An 18,036-nucleotide genomic window follows, 5' to 3' on the forward strand; every position below is an offset into this window, starting at 1 on the left:
GCGCGACGGGGTGGTTTCTCGTTTCCACTCCCTAGTACCAAAACCCTGGCCGAACGAAAACGGCAGTTTTCCCGGATCCCCGGCTGGCTCCGCTCAGCTGGCGTCGTCGTCATCATCGGTGGCGATGATGATCCCGGCGACGATGCCGGCGATGGCCAGCGAGGCCAACAGGCCGCCACTCATACCAGTGAACCACTTCCCGCGAGCGACTTCGCCGTCGACTTTGATGATCGCTCCCTGCTTGACCTGCTGTCCGGCCGGAGCCTCGGTGGTCATCTGGTAGCGGTAGATGCCATCGTGGGTCGCGACCAGGTAGCGCCCGTCCTTCAGATCCTTCGCGGCGAACCGACCTTCGGCGTCGGTCTTCAGTTCGGCGACGACGTGTCCGTCGCGAACGACGATCACCGGGGCTTCGTCCACACCGCGGCCGTTGGCATCGACCAGGGCGCCACGCAGCGTGCCGTCGGCACCCAGCTGGATCAGACCGCCGTTTTTGATCTGCAGTGCCGGGTTCTGTTGGCTCGTCGCCGCTCGGCCGGCTTGCACGGCTTGCGGGCACGCGATTCCCACCGTCGCTACGGCGACGGCCAGGGAGCACAACCAATTCATCATCTTCATCGCTTGGTCCATCCGTGTTTTGAAGTTTTGGCAAGGCCGCTGGTCGCGCCCCCCGCAGTCGACAGCGTCTACGCACCATCAACATCGGCGTTACAACCGTCAAACTTTAACAAGGCCGTATGATTTACCGCGGTCGCAGCCCGAACATGGCCTGAAAAAGATCGGGCCTGGAGAAAAATCGTCGGCCCGCCCAGCTCGCTTGAGCCGTTCGGGGTCGGCAAAGCCCACAAACGTGCCGGCGACCGAACCAGGTGGTTTCCCTCCTACAAGCGTTAAAATTGCCAGCGGACGGCGCCCCAGCCCGTCCAGCATCAGGCGGCCACCCCGACTTTTTCCCTGCGAGTCGCTCACTACAATGGACGCCGTTGCCCCAAAACCCACTCGCTTATCCCGAATCCGAAGACAGAAACATGCGTTTACTGCCTCACCTGATCGAGAACAATCGCACCTGGGCCAAGAACATCCTCGAGGAGGATCCCGAGTTTTTCAGCAAGCTGGCCAAGGGCCAGAAACCGGAGATCCTCTGGATCGGTTGTGCCGACAGCAGGGTGCCGGCGAACCAGATCATCGGCCTGAAACCGGGCGAGGTCTTCGTCCATCGCAATATCGCCAATGTGGTCGTTCACAGCGATTTTAATTGCCAAAGCGTCATGGAGTATGCGGTCAGCGCCTTGCAGGTCAAACACATCATCGTCTGTGGACACTACGGCTGCGGGGGCGTCCAGGCGGCCACGCAAAACAACCATGTCGGGTTGATCGATGGTTGGTTGCGTCATATCCGCGACATCCGGCAGAAGCACGACGAACTGCTGCAGGGGATCGACGATGAGAATCAATTGCTCGATCGACTGTGCGAGCTGAACGTGGTCGAGCAGGCCCTGAACGTGTGCCATTCCACCGTCGTGCAGGAGGCCTGGGAGCAGGGCCGCGAGCTGGCCGTCCACGGCTGGATCTACGCGATCAAAGACGGTTTGATCCGCGACCTGAACGTCACGATCGCCGGCACCGACGAAATCGCCGACGCCTATCGCGTCGCCGTCAACCAGCCCAGCTGATCACCGCGGTTCGTTGCGCACGATTGCAGCGGCGCAAACCGATGCGGCTAGGCACCGCCCTACAGCCGCCGCAGGCCGTCTTCGGTCATCGGATTGGGGATCTCCACGTCGATCTGGTCGATCCGTTCCAGCACTTCGGTGTCCAGCCGGAAATCGGCGGCGGGCAGGGACTCCTCGAGCTGTTCGGCGGAGGTCGCGCCGACGATGGTCGAGGCGACGAAGTCGTGCTGCTTGCTCCACGCAAGCGCCAGCGTCGCCAGCGAGATCTCCAGTTCCGCGGCAATTTCTGCCAGCCGCGCCGTGGTCTCCAGCGTCCGCTCGTTGACGAAGCGCTCCGCCATCCGCTGCTGTCGCGGTTGGCCTTCGGTCAGGTAGGCGGTGAAGCGAGCTCCCGGCGGCGGACCCTCTTGATATTTGCCGGTCAACACGCCGCCACCGAGCGGTGAATAGGGCAACAGGCCGACGCCCTCGCGGCGGCAAACCTGAGCGAGTTCGCTTTCACAACGGCGATTGATCAAAGAGAAATTGTTCTGCACCGTTTGGTACCGATCCAAACCGTGATTCTCCGCCGCCCACAGGCTTTTCATCACGCCCCAGCAGGTCTCGTTGCTGCAGCCGATCGCGCGTACCTTGCCCGCTTGACGCAGCTCCGTCAGCACCCCCAGCAGCTCCTCGTAGGGCAGGCCGTGGTCGGGCCAGTGCACCTGGTACAGGTCGATGTAATCGGTGCCCAGCCGGCGCAGCGAATCCTCGCATGCTCGCACAACCTGATGTCGATCCAAGGCCGTCCTGCCATGCCGGATCGGCGGCGTGAACCAACCGTGTCCCGGACCGGTGACTTTGGTCGCCACCACAAGCGCATCGCGCGGCTTGGTCGCCATCCAGCGGCCCAGAATTCGTTCGGTCTCCCCGGCCGTCTCGGCCTGCGGCGGCACGGGATACAGCTCGGCGGCGTCGAAGAAATCGATCCCCGCCTCCCAAGCGTGGTCCAGAATCGCAAACGAAGTCGCTTCGTCGCACTGACCCCCAAAGGTCATCGTGCCCATACAGATCTCGCTGACCACGATTCCGCTGCTGCCCAATCTTCGGCGCTGCATGCTGTGTCCTCTGTATTTGGTGGTGTACGATGTGACATAGGCGGGAAGCCTGTGCCACTCACAGGCTGGAAGCCTATGCCACTTACAGGCTGGAAGCCTGTGCCACTCACAGGCTGGAAGCCTGTGCCACTCACAGGCTGGAAGCCTATGCCACTTACAGGCTGGAAGCCTGTGCCACTCACAGGCTGGAAGCCTATGCCACTGGTTCTAGCCGTCGACGTCCACGGGCGTCAGTTTGGCGAAGGCCAGTCGAAACGCTCGGGAACTGCCGTCGAAAAAGTCCACCGTCGCGGTGCATTTGGGACCGCGGCCGGTCAGTTTGACGATCTTGCCATCGCCGTACTCGGCGTGCGTGACCACCATGCCTTTTTTGAACGCCGTCCAGGGCACGCGGTCGGTTTCGGCTTGACCGCCCAGCAACTGCGCCGCGGTGGTCAAGGCGGCGGGGATCGACGCGGCGGGCTTTGCCTTTGCCTTTGCCTCCTGCAGCCGTTCCTCCGGCGGCAACTGGCACAGGTCGTCCTCCGGCTCGGGATCGGCCGCCGGCAGGTCCCAGGAATCGGGGTAGTCGAATTCGTCGGGAGCGTCGAAGAAGCGATTGGATTCTTCGGGTTCGATGAATCGCATTTCTTCCCGCGGCAGCTCCATCAGAAAGGGGCTGCCGACGACGGGTTTCATGTCCCCGCGAACCGCCCGCCGCTTGCAACAACTCAGCTGTAACCACTGCTCGGCTCGGGTAATACCGACGAACAACAGACGCCGTTCCTCCTCCACCTGCATCGGGTCTTCCTTGCAGCGGTAATGAGGCAACAGGTCGTCTTCCACGGCGATGATGAACACGCGAGGAAACTCCAGCCCCTTGGCCGCGTGCATGGTCATCAGCGTCACGCGGTCATTCGATTCCTCCCAAGCGTCGGTATCGGAAACCAGGGCGACCTGCTCCAAAAAGGCTTCCAACGAACCGTCATCGGGGTGCTGCCGATCGAACTCCACGGTCGCCGTCACGAACTCGTCGATGTTGGCCAAGGGACTGTTGTCCTGTTCGTCGACCGAATGTTTTTCCAGATGCTTGCGGTACCCGGTTTCGTCCAGCAGATAGAGGACCAAATCCTCCAGAGCCGCGGTGGCTTTGACCGACAAGCGGTCGAACATTTCGACGAACTGACGCACCTTGGTCGCCGAGCGTGCCGGCAGGGTGTCGATCTCGTCCACGCGGCGGGCGGCTTCCAGCAAGGGGATCCGATGCTCGTCGGCGAACCGCCGCACCCGCTCGATGGTTTTCGCCCCGATGCCACGAGCCGGAACGTTGATCACTCGCAGCAGCGCCACGTCGTGGGCCGGATTGTTGATCAGGTGCAGGTAGGCCAGCAGATCCTTGATCTCTTTGCGCTGATAGAATTCGACGCCGTTGACGATCTGATAGGGCAATCCGCGCGAACGGAAGGCGTGCTCCAGCGACCGGGTCAGCGCATTCATCCGGCAAAAAACCGCAAAGTCGCGCGGCCGGCAACCTTCGGTCGCGATGGCCGCGACGATCTGGTCGGCGATATCGTCGGCTTCGCGGTAACCGTCCTCGTACATCCGCATCACCACCGGAGCCCCTTCTTCGTGATCGGTCAGCAAGCGTTTGTTCTTGCGCCGGGTGTTGTGCCGGATCAGTTGGTCGGCCGCGCGAAGGATGTTCGGGGTGCTGCGATAGTTCTTTTCCAGACGAACGGTTTTGACGTTGGGATAGTCTTTCTCGAAGTCGAGAATATTGTTCAGGTCCGCGCCGCGCCAGCCATAGATCGATTGATCCGGGTCGCCGGTGACAGCCAGATTCGGGTAATCGATCGAAAGGGCCCGCACGATCGCGTACTGGGCGAGGTTGGTGTCCTGGTACTCGTCCACCATGATGTACTGGTAGCGTCCATCGAGTTCGGCCCGCAGCTCGGGGCTCTCGCGCAGCAGCCGCGCGACGTGAAACAGCAGGTCATCGAAGTCCACCGCGTTGGCGGTCAGCAATTGCTGTTGGTAGACCGGGTAGACTTTGGCCGCCACCGTCTCGTTGGCTCTCAGCGATTGGCCCTGCATCATTTCCGGTCCGACCAACCGGTTCTTGGCCCGGCTGATCACGGCCGCAATCTGATCGGGTGAGGTGTGCGAAGTCGACACGCCGGCCGTTTCGACCGCCCGCTTCATCGCCCGTTTGCTGTCGGCCGTGTCGTAGATGGAATAATTCTCCTGCAGCCCGACCATCGAGGCGTAGCGGCGCAGCAGGCGAGCGCAGAAGCGATGGAAGGTGCCCATCCAGACGTCCTGCCCCGGAGCCAGGTTGCCCAGGCGAACGCGCATCTCATCGGCCGCCTTGTTGGTGAACGTCAGCGCGGCGATGCGGTAGGCCGGGATGCCGTGGTCCAACAGATGGGCGATGCGGTGGGTGACGACGCGGGTTTTACCGCTGCCGGGCCCGGCCAGAATCAGCATCGGTCCGTCGATATGTTCGACCGCCTCTTGTTGGGCGGCGGTCAGTTGATCGGCCATGGGTCACCAAAAATCGAGATCGATCGCGGCTGCGATACGTGGCGTGCTGGAGGAGTCGAAGGGCGGCTTTCGGCGGAGCGAAAGGAGATGCTACGATTTTAGGAGATCCGGGCCGTGAGGCCAGGGCCGCGGCAGGCAAAGCGACCAAAGGCATCCGGGGCGGGGCAGGACAGAGCAGAGCAGGACAGAGCAGAGCAGAGCAGAGCAGGACGAGGCGGGGCAGGGCAGGGCAGGGCGGCTGACAAGCTGCGGGGCGGATGACAAGCTGCGGAGCATCCGGCCCCGCGTTTCTGGAGCCTGGACGCTCTGGTATGATACTAAAACCTGCCACCCGCTTTCGGTTTTCCCTCTCCACCCCGCACCCGCCGGTCGATGAATCAACGCACCCAGAAGAACGTTTTTGGCCAGCCTTTGATCAGCTGCAGCACCGAGCCGCTGACGGGTTTTTACCGCGACGGTTGCTGCCGAACCGGTGCCGAAGACATGGGCCTGCATGTGGTCTGCTGTGTGATGAACGACGATTTCCTGCGGTTCAGCCGCTGGAAGGGCAACGACCTGAGCACGCCGATTCCGGAGTACGAGTTTCCGGGTCTGAAAGCCGGAGACCGGTGGTGCCTGTGTGCCGCCCGCTGGAAGGAAGCCTACGACGCGGGCATGGCTCCGGAGGTGGTCCTTGCCGCCACCCACATCTCGGCCCTAGAGTTCGCCTCGCTGGAAGAACTAAAAGAGTTCGCCGTCGAGCCGTAATTCATGCTGTCCCTCCGGGACTTACGCTGCGTGGGCTTTATACACCCTGGTTTTTGGCACCCAGGGCTACCACATGTCGCCCCTGACGTGGCTGTCAGCGAGCGACTCTCGGCTGGGACAGCCATCTCCGGAATCGCGGAGCGATGGCATGTGGTAGCCCCGGGCGCGAGCCCGGGGAAACCTCCGAAGGTAAATGCAAAGCCCTGGAGGGGCGACAGAAACGGTCTGCCCCCGAGTTCATGCCGTCCCTCCAGGACTTACGCTGCGTGGGCTTTACACACCCTGGGTTGGCACCCAGGGCTACCACATGTCGCCACTGCCGTGGCTGTCAGCGAGCGACTCTCGGCTGGGACAGCCGAGCTACTTTGGACACCCCAGCTACTCAGCTTCGGACCGATAGCGGATTTCGCCGCCGACGATGACGTGGGTGACGCGGCTGTGCAGTTCGCAGCCGGCCAGCGGGGTGCTGCTGCAGCGCGAGCGGAACGCGGTTTCGTCCACTCGCCAGCGTTGCTCGGGGTCGATCAGGATCATGTCGGCAACCGCGCCGACGGCCAGCGAGCCGCCTTCGATCCCGGCGATCTTGGCCGGCGCGGTGGACATCCGCTGAATTAGCGTGGACCAATCCATCACGTTGCTGCGGACCATCGCGGTAACGACCGCGGCGAGGGCGGTTTCCAGCGACGTCATGCCGAACGGCGCGACGTCCAGATCGTCCATCTTCTTTTCCAGCGCTCTGGGCATGTGCCCGGTCTGAATCGAATCGATCGTGCCGTCGGCGACCGCCGCGCGAAGCGCCTCGACGTGCCGGACGCTGCGCAGCGGCGGGTGGACTTTGAAGCGCGCGTCGAAGCTGCGTAGTTTCTCGTCGCTCATCGACAGGTTGTGCGGACAGACCGAAGCGGTCACTTGGATGCCGCGGCTCTTCACCCGCCGGATCAAGTCGATGCTGCCCATCGTGCTGACCGGACCGACGTGCAGCCGCCCGCCGGTGGCTTCGGCCAAGCGAACGTCACGAGCCACCGCCAAATCCTCGGCTTCGGTGGGCAACCCATTCAGTCCCAGGACCAACGACTCGCGGCCCTCGTGCATCACCCCGCGACCGGCCAGTTCCGGCACCTGAGGACGATCAAAAATCGGCCGGTCGAACATCCGGCAATAATCCAGCGCCCGTTTCAACAGCGCGTTATTGGCCAGCGGAGCCGGTGAATCGCTGAACGCGACGGCTCCGGCTTCGACCAACAGCCCCAGTTCCGCCATTTCCTCGCCGCGGCGCTGTTTGCTGACGCAGCCCGTCACATAGATCCGCGCGGCATGCGCCTTGGCAGCCTTCTGTCGAACAAACTCCACGGCCCCCGGCGAATCGATCGGCGGGTGGGTGTTGGAGCTGCAGAGGATCGACGTGTAACCGCCAGCCAGAGCGGCGTGCGAGCCCGAAGCGATGGTTTCATCTTCGTCGCGGCCGGGCTCCCGCAGCTCGGTCGACAGGTCCACCAGCCCCGGCGCCAGGATCTTTCCGCTGGCATCCAAGCGTTGCACCTGAGCGGGCAGGTCTCCATCGCCGGGATCGATCGCCGCGACCCGGCCGCCGGTGACCAATACCCTGGCGACGCGGTCCAGCGACTGGGAGGGATCGACCAGACGGCCATTCTCGATCAATAAACTCGTCATGCGTCTGCTCCTCGGTCCCGCTCGGCTGCTCCGGACAACAACCACAGGGCAGCCATCCGTACGGCGATCCCATTGGTCACCTGTTCCAAAATCACCGAATGCGGTCCATCGGCGACTTCGGGCGTGATCTCCACGCCGCGGTTAATGGGTCCCGGGGCCATGATCAGGATATCGGACTTGCTGCGCGCCATCCGTTCACCGGTCATGGCGTACAGGGCCGCGTACTCGTGAATACTGGGAAAGGGCCGGTCGACCTGGCGTTCGAACTGCACGCGGAGCAGATTTAACACGTCACAGCGCGGCAGGATGTCGTCCAGCCGATGGGCGACCTCGAATCCCAGCTCTTCCCAGCGTGGGCTGACCAGCGTTGCCGGCCCGCAGATGATCACATGGGCGCCCAGTTTCTTCAGGCCCCAGATGTTGCTGCGGGCGGTGCGGCTGTGGGCGATGTCGCCGACCAGGGCGACGGTCAGGTCGGCGAAGGGTTTGCCGTGCTGGCGAATCGTCAGCATGTCCAACAATCCCTGGGTGGGATGTTCGTGCGGGCCGTCGCCAGCATTCAGCACCGAACACCGCAGTTCCCGGCTGAGCAGATGCGGGGTTCCGGGCGTGCTGTGGCGGGTGACCACCCAATCGACGCCCATCGCTTCGATTGTCTTGGCCGTATCGATAAAGGTTTCGCCTTTGGCGACGCTGCTGCCGGCGCTGGAAAATTCCACCGTATCGGCGCCCAGCCGTTTGGCGGCCAACGAGAAACTATTTCGCGTCCGCGTGCTGTTTTCAAAGAACAGGTTGGCACACGTCTTTCCGGCCAACAGGTTCAGCTTGCGCCGGCAATTATCCGTCGCGTCTTTCAATTGCTGGGCCGTGTCGAGCAGGATGGTGATCTCCTCGGCCGACAGCGACTCGAGGTCCAGCAGGTGACGCCTTGTCCAGGCATCGGGGAAGGGCACCGTCACAGCGGGTTCGTCGTCCATAGCAGAATGGTTCGTCAAGGTTGTGGGGCGGCAAGCGCACGAAATGCCGAGACGGCCAGCAAGGTCCAGGCGGCGATCCAGGTCGCGCCGCCCAGCGGCGTCACCATGCCCAATTTGGATGCGTCCAGCAGGACCAACAAATACAGGCTGCCGCTGAACAACACGATCCCCAGCACCAACAGCCACATGACGATACGCAATCGAGCCGGGGACAGGCAAGTGGTGGCCGCCGGCAAAGCCAGCAGAGCGATCGCGTGCCAGAGATGGTAGCGCACCGCCACGTCGAACTGGCCCAAGCGTTTCTCCACCCACTCGGGCGAGCCGCCGCCAGCATCTAGGAAGCCCGGCATCAGGTGGGCACCAAAGGATCCCAGCAACACGCCCAGGGCGGCCATCAACCCCGCCCAACACACGCACTGGCACGCAAAGCGTCGCCGCTCCGAAAGGCTGGACACAACAACAGGCTCCGCGTTGCAGGGGACCTAGGCGCCGAGCAACTGCTGGACGCTGTGGATTAATTTTTCCATGGCGAAGGGCTTGCGCAGATAGATGTTCACGCCCAGCAGTTCGGCGTAGGCTTTGTGCCGGCTGCCCTCGTTGCCGGTGATCATGATGACCGGCAGCGATTCGTCGCGGGCCCGGCGCAGTTTTTCCAGGACCAGAAACCCACTGCGTTTGGGCATCATCATGTCCAAGATCATCAGGTCGGGATTTTCGCGTTCGGCCAGCGCCAGACCCTGGTTGCCATCGCGGGCGACGACAACTTGCAAACCTTCGCCCTCGAGCGCATAGCGGATCGACTCGACGATCTCGACATCATCATCGACGATCAAGACCTTTTTCGGGCCCTGGCTATCCGGTTTGTCGTCATCCGGTTTGTCGTTATCCGGTTTGTCAGGCGACGATTCAGAGAGACTCATGGCAGGTGGGTTCACGTAGGGAAGGAGGTCGGTCCAGCAGACCCGTCAACGCGGCGCACGTCCCCCCTAGCGTAACGCTCCGGCGCTTCCGGCGATACACTGCTTGGCGTGATAGGAACCGGAGGCTAACGCCCCAACGGCTCAGTTGTCCGAGAATTCGACCGGCACGGTGTCCCAGTCGGGTACGCAGCGCGGTTGGCTCTGCCCGGTCACGAGGCTCATCATCCACTGGTCCATTTGTCGCAAGACCGGGACCAGCATTTCGTCGTTGGACTCGAACTGGCGGACTTCGACACGCATCTTGGCGGCGCTCAACAGGCGCAGGTCATCGGCCAACGCATCCGGCGAGAAATCTTTGCACTGCGTTGCGATGGCCAACAACATATTCAGATCCCGGACCTGCTGCAGATTCGCCAGCGGCCGGCAGCCGCCCGGGAATCCGCCGCCCAGCGAGATCACGCCAGCGAATCGCCGGGGGGACCGCAGGGCGATGCGTTGGGCCATGGTGCCGCCGCCCTTGTAGCCGGCGATGAAGATCCGTTCGGGGTGGATCGAGTAACGCTGCGAAGCTTGGTCGATGGCGTCCATCACGGCTTGTTCGGCCGAGACGATCCCGCTGGCCGTGTGCATCCAGTCGTAGCGGTGACCGGACGCATCGGCGGCGCGGCTGCCACGGACGCCGACGCCCACATAGTTCTGGACGCTGACATGCGGCAGCACTTGCGAGATCTGTTGTTCGGCGGCCCCGTCATCATGCAACCAGACGACCAGCGGATACGCGTAGTTTTTCTCGTAGCGGGTGGGCAAGAAAAACGCCAAAGGAGTTTCCTTGGCGTCGTCGAGCAAGAATGGAGCTTTCAGAGGCTGCCGTCCCTTGGATTGCTTGGTTCCCGTTTTTGTGTTCCACGTATCCGATTGAGGCAGTCGGTTCATGATCGCAGGGGGGCGGAGGGAGCTGGAGGAATGATCCTGACGCCGACCAAAGCGGCGGTCAAGAAGATCGTCATATGTTGACGCTAGCAAGCAGAAGGGAGGTCAATCACATGACGTTGCCGCGAAAAGGGGTGCTTAAAAAGGTTGGATGCACCAGAACGCCGCTCGGTTTTCCCGGAGGGGATCGCGAGCGGGTTCAGCAAGCTTGAAGGGGCGAAATCTACTGCGCCCAGGCGGCCGATGTCAACCTTAAGCCGCCCAGATTCTACGACGCCAGCAGGCCTTCCATCGTGGCGACCAACGATTTCACAGCGTCAACGCTGCGCCGAAAATCTGCTTGTTCTTTTTCGGTCAAATCCAACTCGACAACCTTCTCGATTCCGCCGCTGCCCATGATCACCGGTACGCCGACGTAGTAACCGCCGACGCCGTACTGGGCGTCGCAGTGCGCGGCGGCCGGCAACAGACGCTTCTTGTCTTTGACGATCGCTTCGACCATTTGCGCACAAGCCGCCGCCGGTGCGTAGTAGGCGCTGCCGGTCTTGAGCAACTGGACGATCTCCGCGCCGCCCTTGCGAGTCCGCTCGACGATCTCTTCCAAACGCTCGGCCGAAATCAACTGCGTTACGGGGATGCCGCCGACGCTGGTACAACTGGGGATCGGTACCATGGTGTCGCCATGTCCACCCATCAACAAGGCGCTGATGTCTTCGACGCTGACGCCCAGCTCCATCGCCAGGAACGTGCGGTAACGCGCCGTGTCCAACACGCCGGCTTGGCCGCACACCCGCTCCGGCGGAAACCCGGTGACCTTCCACATCTGTTGGACCATGGCGTCCAGCGGATTGCTGACGACGATCACGATCGCGTTCGGGCTGCACTTGCGAATCTCTTCGCCCACGCTGGTCACGATCTTGGCATTGGTGCTCAACAAATCATCGCGGCTCATCCCGGGTTTGCGTGGGATGCCGGCGGTGACGACGATCACATCGCTGTCGGCCACATCGTCGTAGCTGTTGGTGCCGATGACGTTCGAATCAAAGCCCATGATCGGCGAAGCCTGCATCAGGTCCAACGCCTTGCCACGCGGCATGTCTTCGGTTTGCGGAATGTCCAACAACACCACGTCACCCAACTCGCCAGCGGCACACCAATGTGCACAAGTGGCTCCTACGTTCCCGGCTCCCACGATCGAAATCTTTGCGCGTCGTAGCGACATCTCGGTGTCCTTGTGTGTCAGGTAGAGTTCTGTGTGTCAAAAGCAAATGTGTGCCGATTGCTCACCCGCATATCCTCAGCGTTGGGGGCCGGCGGTCAAGTAGACGTCAGCGTGGGGGCGGTGCGCCGCGCTGCAGTTCACGATCCATCTCCCGCTCTCGCCGCCGCTGGACATGGCGGCGGTCGCGGCGGCCCACCCACCACACGCCGCCGGCAATCACGACCAACGCCACCAGAAAAGCAATCGCGACGACGGCCTGACCGTCGATTCCGCCGCCGGCGACCCGAACGTCGCGGACAAAGATCTGCGAAGCCATCAGCAGCGGACCGAACTGACGCCCGGCCTGCTGGGCGTCCATGTACTCGGTGTCGTAGCTCCACTGGCGATAGTAAAACCCGTTCACGCGGATCGGGACGCGGAGCATGGTGACGGCCGAACCCGCGCCCACCTGCCGGTCCATCCGCTCTGTCAACTGCGGCGGCAACGTGACAGCCACCACCGATACCGGATAACGATTGGCGAACTCGATCGGCGACTCGGTTTCCTCGCCGCCTGTTTCGCCGCGTTCTGGTTCGCCGCGTCCCGGTTCGCCGCGTCCTGGTTCGGCCTCCGCCGGCTCGGGCTGGATCACCACCCGCCCTTCGACTCGTCCGAAACAATCCAGTTGCCAGTAGTGGTCCTGCGAAATCGCCAGACGCGTTTGTTCGGCTGCAGACAATTGGATCCGAGTCACACGCACCGTTTCCAGCGGCATGGTGACCCACTGGCCGATGTGGCCCTTGGAATCCTTTAACAGATCGATCACATCGACCGGGGAGGGCGGGGGACCGGCGTCCGCCGCGTCGTGGCCACGATAGGCCTCCGCGGCGGCCAGCAGTTCGAAAAAGGGTTCGTCCGCGGCCAGCGGCCGTTTGTCGTTGCTGGCCACGCTGTCGATGCGTCCGACGTCAAAGCCGACCGCGGCCAGCAGGCGTTGGCCCGCCACGGCGACCGCTTCGTCGGCGGCCGGATACCACTGAATATGAGGCGCGGCGACAACCAGAGGTTGGCCTCGTTCGTCGGTGCGGAGCACAACGCCGACGACACGCACGCGGTGCGGCTGCGTTTTGCCTGCCCCTCTGCTCCACTGCCTCGGCACCTGATGGGTGATCACATAGCGAGCCGAATCGTCCAGGCGAAACCGAAACAGCCGCGGCATCTGCAGCACCTCGGCTTGCTGCTGTGGCACGGCGACACCGGCCACGTCCACGGCCCGGCCCTCCCAGCGGATCACGTCGCCAGCGACGTAGCGCTGCGCGGCCGCTTCCTCGTCGCCCTTGGGCAAACGTTTCTGTAACGCGGTCTCGCCGGCGCGCCGCAACTGATACAACAATTGGGCTGCGGCCGTACGAGCGTCTTCATCTTGGGGCCGAGCCAGCCACTGCGCCGCCTGTTCGACCTGCTGTTGGGAATAGCCGGCCAACAAGGGCAGGGCGGACTCACCTCGCAGCGGCGTCGCCAGCGGGCCGGCCTGAAACAGGCCCCAGCCGACGGCGATGAACCAAAACGTGCCGAAGCGGATCATTGCGAATCGTTCTCGATGTGTGAGGAGGGTGAGTCACGCGGTGGCCGGGAATTGCGATCGTTGGTCTGCAGATCGCCCAGGCCCTTGGGGACCAGCGGCGGCGAGCGGCGTGCGGCCCGCAGTTGCCGCGAGGTCACGCGGCTGTGCCACAGCAAGCCACCGGCCAAGGCAAGGCCGATCGCCGCGGCGATTCCCACCAGCCAGACAAGCGATGGTTCTTGGGGAGCGGTCTCGGGAGCCGCCGCAGCGGGTTGCCGAGGCCAGACGCGTCCGACGATGACGGGGCTCTCCGCCGCGCCGCCGGCCGCACCGTACAACCGTCGCTTGAGAAACCGGCCGGCCGCCGCGATTCGAGGCCCGTGCATCAACGTCGCCTCCGGCCCCACCGCGGCCACGTCTTCGGGAACGTCCGGCGCATACAGGATCACGGCTCGCTCGGTCCCATCATCGGGGCGCAGCCACACCTCCCAGTACCGCTGGACACCAAACGGATTCGCTTTGGCTTCGACCGGCACCGCGCGGGCGACGCGTCCGTACATCCACACGGCTCGGCCCAAATACGCTTGGGGCTGCTGCATCAGCGGAACCACGCCCACGTGCCGCGGCGGCGGCTGGGTCATTAAAAAGGTTTCGCGAAACCCCGGCTCCGCAGCCAGCTCCAGGTAGCGATAAAAGGCATCGGCATCGGCGCCCCGCCAGATCGTTCCATCCAAAACGGCCGCCTGATAGACCCGGTCGAGCGCCTGCTGCAACGCGTGGAGGTTCTCCGCGCGGACCGCCCCGAGCGTGGCTGCGGCTTCGTCCGAATCGTGGGCGGGCACCTGCGACTCGATGGCCGCCCGCAGATTCGTCAGCGCCGCCGCCTGATCGGCTTGCACCGCGTACTCCTCCGGCGACGCTGCGGATTGCCGCTGGCGCCACGTGGCCAACCACCGCGTCAATCGCTGCTGATGCTCCCGGTCCAACTGCCGAACCCACTGCCGCACATCCTCATCCCCCCCGTAGCTGAAGTCGCCAGACTTTGGCCCCCCATCCACCCCGTCGCCGACCTCGCCAGACTTTGGACTCCCATCCACCCCGTCGCCGACCTCGCCAGACTTTGGACCCTCCTCCGCCGCGTCGCTGAAGTCGCCAGACGTTGGACCCGCACCGGGGCGAATTAATTCGGGCGGGGCTTCGGGAAAGAAGGGCCGATAAATCTTCGGATCGGCGGCCTGGCGCATGACCACCAGCACGACCCCCAAGGCCAGCACCAACCGAACCACCCGCCGCATCGACTGACTCGACTCACGGCGAACATCGCGGCGCTGACGATACAGGTTGCGATCGCTGAAGTTGGATGGGATCCGCATCGAAACAGCACTCGCACAGGGCGACCGGAGAGAATTCAAGAAAGCCCGCAGGCGACCAGCGCGGACCGCTACGGACCCTGCAAACGTTACGAACCTCAGCATAACCGATCCGCCAGGATCAAGCCGCCCGTGCTTTAGTGTGAATAATGGAATGGATCGGTTATCCTTGAAGAAAGGAACGCACCTTTCTTGTCGACCCGCTTAGGTCAGGTATTGCCCATATGCGTCACCCCACTGTGCTCGTTCGTACCGGTCGCGCTGCTTGGCGCACGCGCCTGCTGCCGGCGGCGGTTCTCGCCGCGGCCATCCTCTGCATGGGCTGTCCGCAGGGGTCGGCCGGAGAACCGGCCGAGAACTTTCTGAAGCGATTGCGAGCGGCCGGTTACTACGACGTGGCCTTGGACTACCTGGAAGACCTGGATTCCTACCCCGGCGTACCGTCGGAGCTGCGCGATGCGGTGGCCCTGGAGCGGGCACAGATCTATCTGGAAGCCGCCGGAGCGACGCGTTTGGCCGACGAACGCGAGCAGTATTTCGAAGCCGGCGAAGAGGCGCTGCGGGAATTCATCGACAGCAAACCGGAGCACCCGCGAGTCAGCGAAGCGCGCATGAAACTGGGCACGCGGCAATTGATCCACGCGATGGTCCTGATGCAGTCGGGCAACCTGGACGATGCGACGCGCACCAAGGCCCGCGAGGAATACCTCGAAGCCGCCGGAACATTCGACACGGCCATCGAATCGCTGCGATCCGAACTCGAGGCGATGCCCACCGGACAGATCGACGAAGAGACTAATCCGGGTTTGACCGAGCGACGTGAACGCTACCGCGGCGAGTACATGCAGGCCCAATTGCAAGCCGGACAGGCGCGACGCCTGGCCGCCGAAACCTACGAAAATCCAGCTCAAGACGGCAAATCGCTGCTGGAAGACGCCCTCGCGCGGCTGACCGAATTCAGTGACAAGTACAGCGGGTTTCCGCCCGGCGCGATGGCCATGCTGTATCGAGGCCAGGTCCAGCAGTTGCTGGGACAGGACAAGGCGGCCCTGGACAGCTACCAACGCGTGCAGGAGCAGGTCAATGACGACCGGCTTCGCAAGGCCAAGATCGAAGCGGCTACGGGAACGATCCAGCTGCGTCTGGCCGAGAAGCCGCCGCAGCCCCTGGCGGCGATCGAGCGTGGCCAACCCTGGATCGACGACGCTCGGCCGAACGAAAAACGGATGCCCGAGGTGCAGGCTCTGAGACTGGCCCTGGCCAAGGCCTACCTGGAACACCGCAAAACCGCCGAGACGCCCAAGGAGAAAAAGGACGCTCTCAGCAGCGCCCGACAATTGCTCAACGATGCCCGCCGCGTGCCCGGCCCCCACGTCGAAGAAACACAGACCCTGCTCGCCTCGCTGGGTATCGATACCGGCGAGGCCGATCCGGTGGCCAGCGCCGAAGCTCCGGCCAGTTTGGATGAAGCCATCACGGCCGCCAAAACGCTGATCCAGACCAGCGACCAATTGGTGCTGACCGAGCAAATTTTGCAGAACAAGATGAAGGAAGGCGGCGACCAGGCGGCCCTGCAAGCCGAACTGGACAGCCTGCACGAAAACCTCCGCACCCAGCGACAGACCGCCGCCAGCGTGCTCCGTCAGGGCTTGGCGTTGGTCCGCCCGGACAGCGATCTGGACCAGGTGAACGTGGGCCGCAACCTGCTCAGCTACGTGCTGTTTCGGCTGGAACGCTTTCGCGAAGCCGCCGCGGTGGGCGAGTTTCTGGCGACGACCAACCCCGGTGACCCGCTGGGCCTGAGCGGTGGTCTGACGGCCCTGAACGCCATGCAGTCCCTGGTTCGCTCGGCCGACGACGAACATCGCGACGAGATGCTGACCGGCCTGAACGCCATCGGTTCCCTGCTGATCCAACACTGGCCCAACGATCCTTCGGTCGCCAGCGCCCGCGGGGCTCTGATCGCCGTGGCCCTCAATCAAGAACGCTGGGACGACGCCCGCAAACACCTCGATGCCACCCCCGATGACGCGCCGGACAAAGCCTATTTTCTGCGGATCATGGGCAACCTGATGTGGAATCGTTACCTGCTGCGTTTGCAAGCCGACAGCGACGACACCGCGGCGGCGGACCTGTTGCCGGTGGCCGAAAACGATCTGCAGGCCGGACTCAAACCGCTCCAGCCCGCCGACCTGACCCAGAATGAATTGGATGCGGCACTGGTCTACGTCAAAGTCCTGCTGCGTCAGAACAAAGACCAACAAGCCGTCGCGGCCCTCGAACACCCCGCCTACGGACCGCTGACGCATGCCGACAAGGGCGACCAGGACTACCAGTTCAAAGCCTACACGACCGCCCTGCAGGTGATCATCGGCCAGATGTCCAGCATGGATGCCGACACCGCGGCGCTGACCGACAAGGCGTCGCAGATCGTCGGCAAGATGCAGCAGGTGGCCGCCGGCAGTGACGAAGCCAAAACGCGCATGGCGGACAACTTTCGCTCCTTGGCCCGTGACATTCGCGAGCAACTGGAAACCGCGCCGCCGGCCAAGAAAGCCACTCTGATGTCGGCCTTTGAAACCCTGATGAGCGGATTGGCGGCGGCCGACAACCAGGCGTCGACCCTGATCATGGTCGGTCAATCCTTCGCCCAGATCGGCGAAAGCGCGATGGAAAACCCGGACCGCAAGGCGGAGGGCAAAGCCGCCGAACTGCTCGGCCGCGCCAGCGAGATGCTCCGCGAAGCCCTCGCCAAGGTCGAGGATGCCGACACCGAGCTCCGCGTTTATTACCAGCTGGGACGTGTCGAACGTCTAAGAGGTGAGTACGCAGCGGCCGTAAAAGAGTTACTAGAGGTAGTCAAACGCAAACCCACGATGCTGACCGCTCAAGAAGAAGCCGCTTTGGCACTCGAGCAGTGGGGCATGGCCTCCGAGGGCAAACGAGCCCAGAAGGCGCACGGCTGGGCCATGCGGGGTGTGTATCCGGACGCGAACAAAAAGAATCAGATCTGGGGCTGGAACACGATCGGCAAACGCACCGCCGGCAATCCCAAGTTCCGCGAAGCGTTCTTCAACGCCCGCTACCACCTGGCCCTCAACCGCTTTCTCGAAGGTCGAGCGATCAACGACAAGAAAATCTTCCTCAGCAGCATCAGCATGATCCGCGACGTCTACACGTTCTACCCTGAGATGGGGGGGCCGCAGTGGCGGGCCAAGTTCGACCAGCTGTTACAACAGGCGCAATCGGCCGCCGGCCAACCACCCGAGGGCCTGGAAGCCTTCGAATCGTCCTGATCCGCCGGGCCGGTCCCCGCGGCCGAATTATGCTTGTCTTCAGTGCCTCCGTTCGTTCATCCATTTC

General features: G+C 63.3%; 14 protein-coding genes. 3 read left to right on the forward strand and 11 right to left on the reverse strand.

Going from position 1 to position 18,036, the window contains the following annotated elements; translation table 11 throughout:
- Nucleotides 1-93 precede the first annotated feature (93 nt).
- Complete coding sequence (locus tag GE027_RS14350) at nucleotides 94-618, reverse strand: carboxypeptidase-like regulatory domain-containing protein (RefSeq protein ID WP_162006743.1); 525 nt, start codon at nucleotides 616-618, stop codon at nucleotides 94-96.
- Between the two features lie 410 nt (nucleotides 619-1,028).
- Between GE027_RS14350 and can the strand changes: the two genes are divergently transcribed.
- The gene (gene can, locus GE027_RS14355) at nucleotides 1,029-1,673 is read left to right on the forward strand and encodes a carbonate dehydratase (protein WP_153557898.1); all 645 of its coding nucleotides are present in this window, start codon (nucleotides 1,029-1,031) and stop codon (nucleotides 1,671-1,673) included.
- A gap of 59 nt (nucleotides 1,674-1,732) precedes the next feature.
- Here the strand turns inward: can and GE027_RS14360 are convergent, their stop codons facing one another.
- Together GE027_RS14360 and GE027_RS14365 are read right to left on the reverse strand one after the other, a co-directional pair.
- Nucleotides 1,733-2,770, reverse strand: a complete 1,038-nt coding sequence (locus tag GE027_RS14360; protein ID WP_153557899.1) for an aldo/keto reductase — start codon at nucleotides 2,768-2,770, stop codon at nucleotides 1,733-1,735.
- A gap of 207 nt (nucleotides 2,771-2,977) precedes the next feature.
- Nucleotides 2,978-5,293: an ATP-dependent helicase gene (locus GE027_RS14365; protein ID WP_153557900.1), complete on the reverse strand. Its 2,316-nt coding sequence runs from the start codon at nucleotides 5,291-5,293 to the stop codon at nucleotides 2,978-2,980.
- 372 nt (nucleotides 5,294-5,665) lie between these two features.
- Here GE027_RS14365 and GE027_RS14370 point away from each other — a divergent pair, with 372 nt between their 5' ends.
- On the forward strand, nucleotides 5,666-6,040 hold the full coding sequence (locus tag GE027_RS14370; RefSeq protein ID WP_153557901.1) for a DUF2237 family protein: 375 nt from the start codon (nucleotides 5,666-5,668) through the stop codon (nucleotides 6,038-6,040).
- A 378-nt stretch (nucleotides 6,041-6,418) separates the two neighbouring features.
- On the opposite strand, the gene GE027_RS14375 is transcribed toward GE027_RS14370, so the two are convergent.
- The 8 genes from GE027_RS14375 to GE027_RS14410 all read right to left on the reverse strand — a co-directional run bounded on the left by GE027_RS14375 (nucleotide 6,419) and on the right by GE027_RS14410 (nucleotide 14,676).
- Entirely contained in the window at nucleotides 6,419-7,711 is a 1,293-nt protein-coding gene (locus GE027_RS14375) for a dihydroorotase (protein ID WP_153557902.1), read from the reverse strand.
- Nucleotides 7,708-8,688 (reverse strand): aspartate carbamoyltransferase catalytic subunit, encoded by a 981-nt coding sequence (locus GE027_RS14380; protein WP_153557903.1) that lies wholly within the window; start codon nucleotides 8,686-8,688, stop codon nucleotides 7,708-7,710. Before GE027_RS14380 ends, GE027_RS14375 begins: the two co-directional genes overlap by 4 nt.
- Before the next feature lie 14 nt (nucleotides 8,689-8,702).
- Nucleotides 8,703-9,143, reverse strand: a complete 441-nt coding sequence (locus tag GE027_RS14385) for a DUF423 domain-containing protein (RefSeq protein ID WP_237607546.1) — start codon at nucleotides 9,141-9,143, stop codon at nucleotides 8,703-8,705.
- 27 nt (nucleotides 9,144-9,170) lie between these two features.
- On the reverse strand, nucleotides 9,171-9,608 hold the full coding sequence (locus GE027_RS14390) for a response regulator transcription factor (RefSeq protein ID WP_153557904.1): 438 nt from the start codon (nucleotides 9,606-9,608) through the stop codon (nucleotides 9,171-9,173).
- A 141-nt stretch (nucleotides 9,609-9,749) separates the two neighbouring features.
- Nucleotides 9,750-10,541, reverse strand: a complete 792-nt coding sequence (locus tag GE027_RS14395) for an alpha/beta hydrolase (RefSeq protein ID WP_153557905.1) — start codon at nucleotides 10,539-10,541, stop codon at nucleotides 9,750-9,752.
- Nucleotides 10,542-10,806: 265 nt separating this feature from the next.
- A complete protein-coding gene (mdh, locus tag GE027_RS14400; RefSeq protein WP_153557906.1) occupies nucleotides 10,807-11,760 on the reverse strand; it encodes a malate dehydrogenase in 954 nt (317 codons plus the stop codon).
- Nucleotides 11,761-11,866: 106 nt separating this feature from the next.
- A complete protein-coding gene (locus tag GE027_RS14405) occupies nucleotides 11,867-13,324 on the reverse strand; it encodes a hypothetical protein (RefSeq protein ID WP_153557907.1) in 1,458 nt (485 codons plus the stop codon).
- Entirely contained in the window at nucleotides 13,321-14,676 is a 1,356-nt protein-coding gene (locus tag GE027_RS14410) for a hypothetical protein (protein WP_153557908.1), read from the reverse strand. Before GE027_RS14410 ends, GE027_RS14405 begins: the two co-directional genes overlap by 4 nt.
- 221 nt (nucleotides 14,677-14,897) lie before the next feature.
- Between GE027_RS14410 and GE027_RS14415 the strand changes: the two genes are divergently transcribed.
- The gene (locus GE027_RS14415; protein WP_153557909.1) at nucleotides 14,898-17,969 is read left to right on the forward strand and encodes a tetratricopeptide repeat protein; all 3,072 of its coding nucleotides are present in this window, start codon (nucleotides 14,898-14,900) and stop codon (nucleotides 17,967-17,969) included.
- The last annotated feature ends 67 nt before the right edge of the window (nucleotides 17,970-18,036 follow it).

The sequence above is a fragment of the Roseimaritima sediminicola genome, assembly GCF_009618275.1.
GTDB classification, from domain to species: domain Bacteria; phylum Planctomycetota; class Planctomycetia; order Pirellulales; family Pirellulaceae; genus Roseimaritima; species Roseimaritima sediminicola.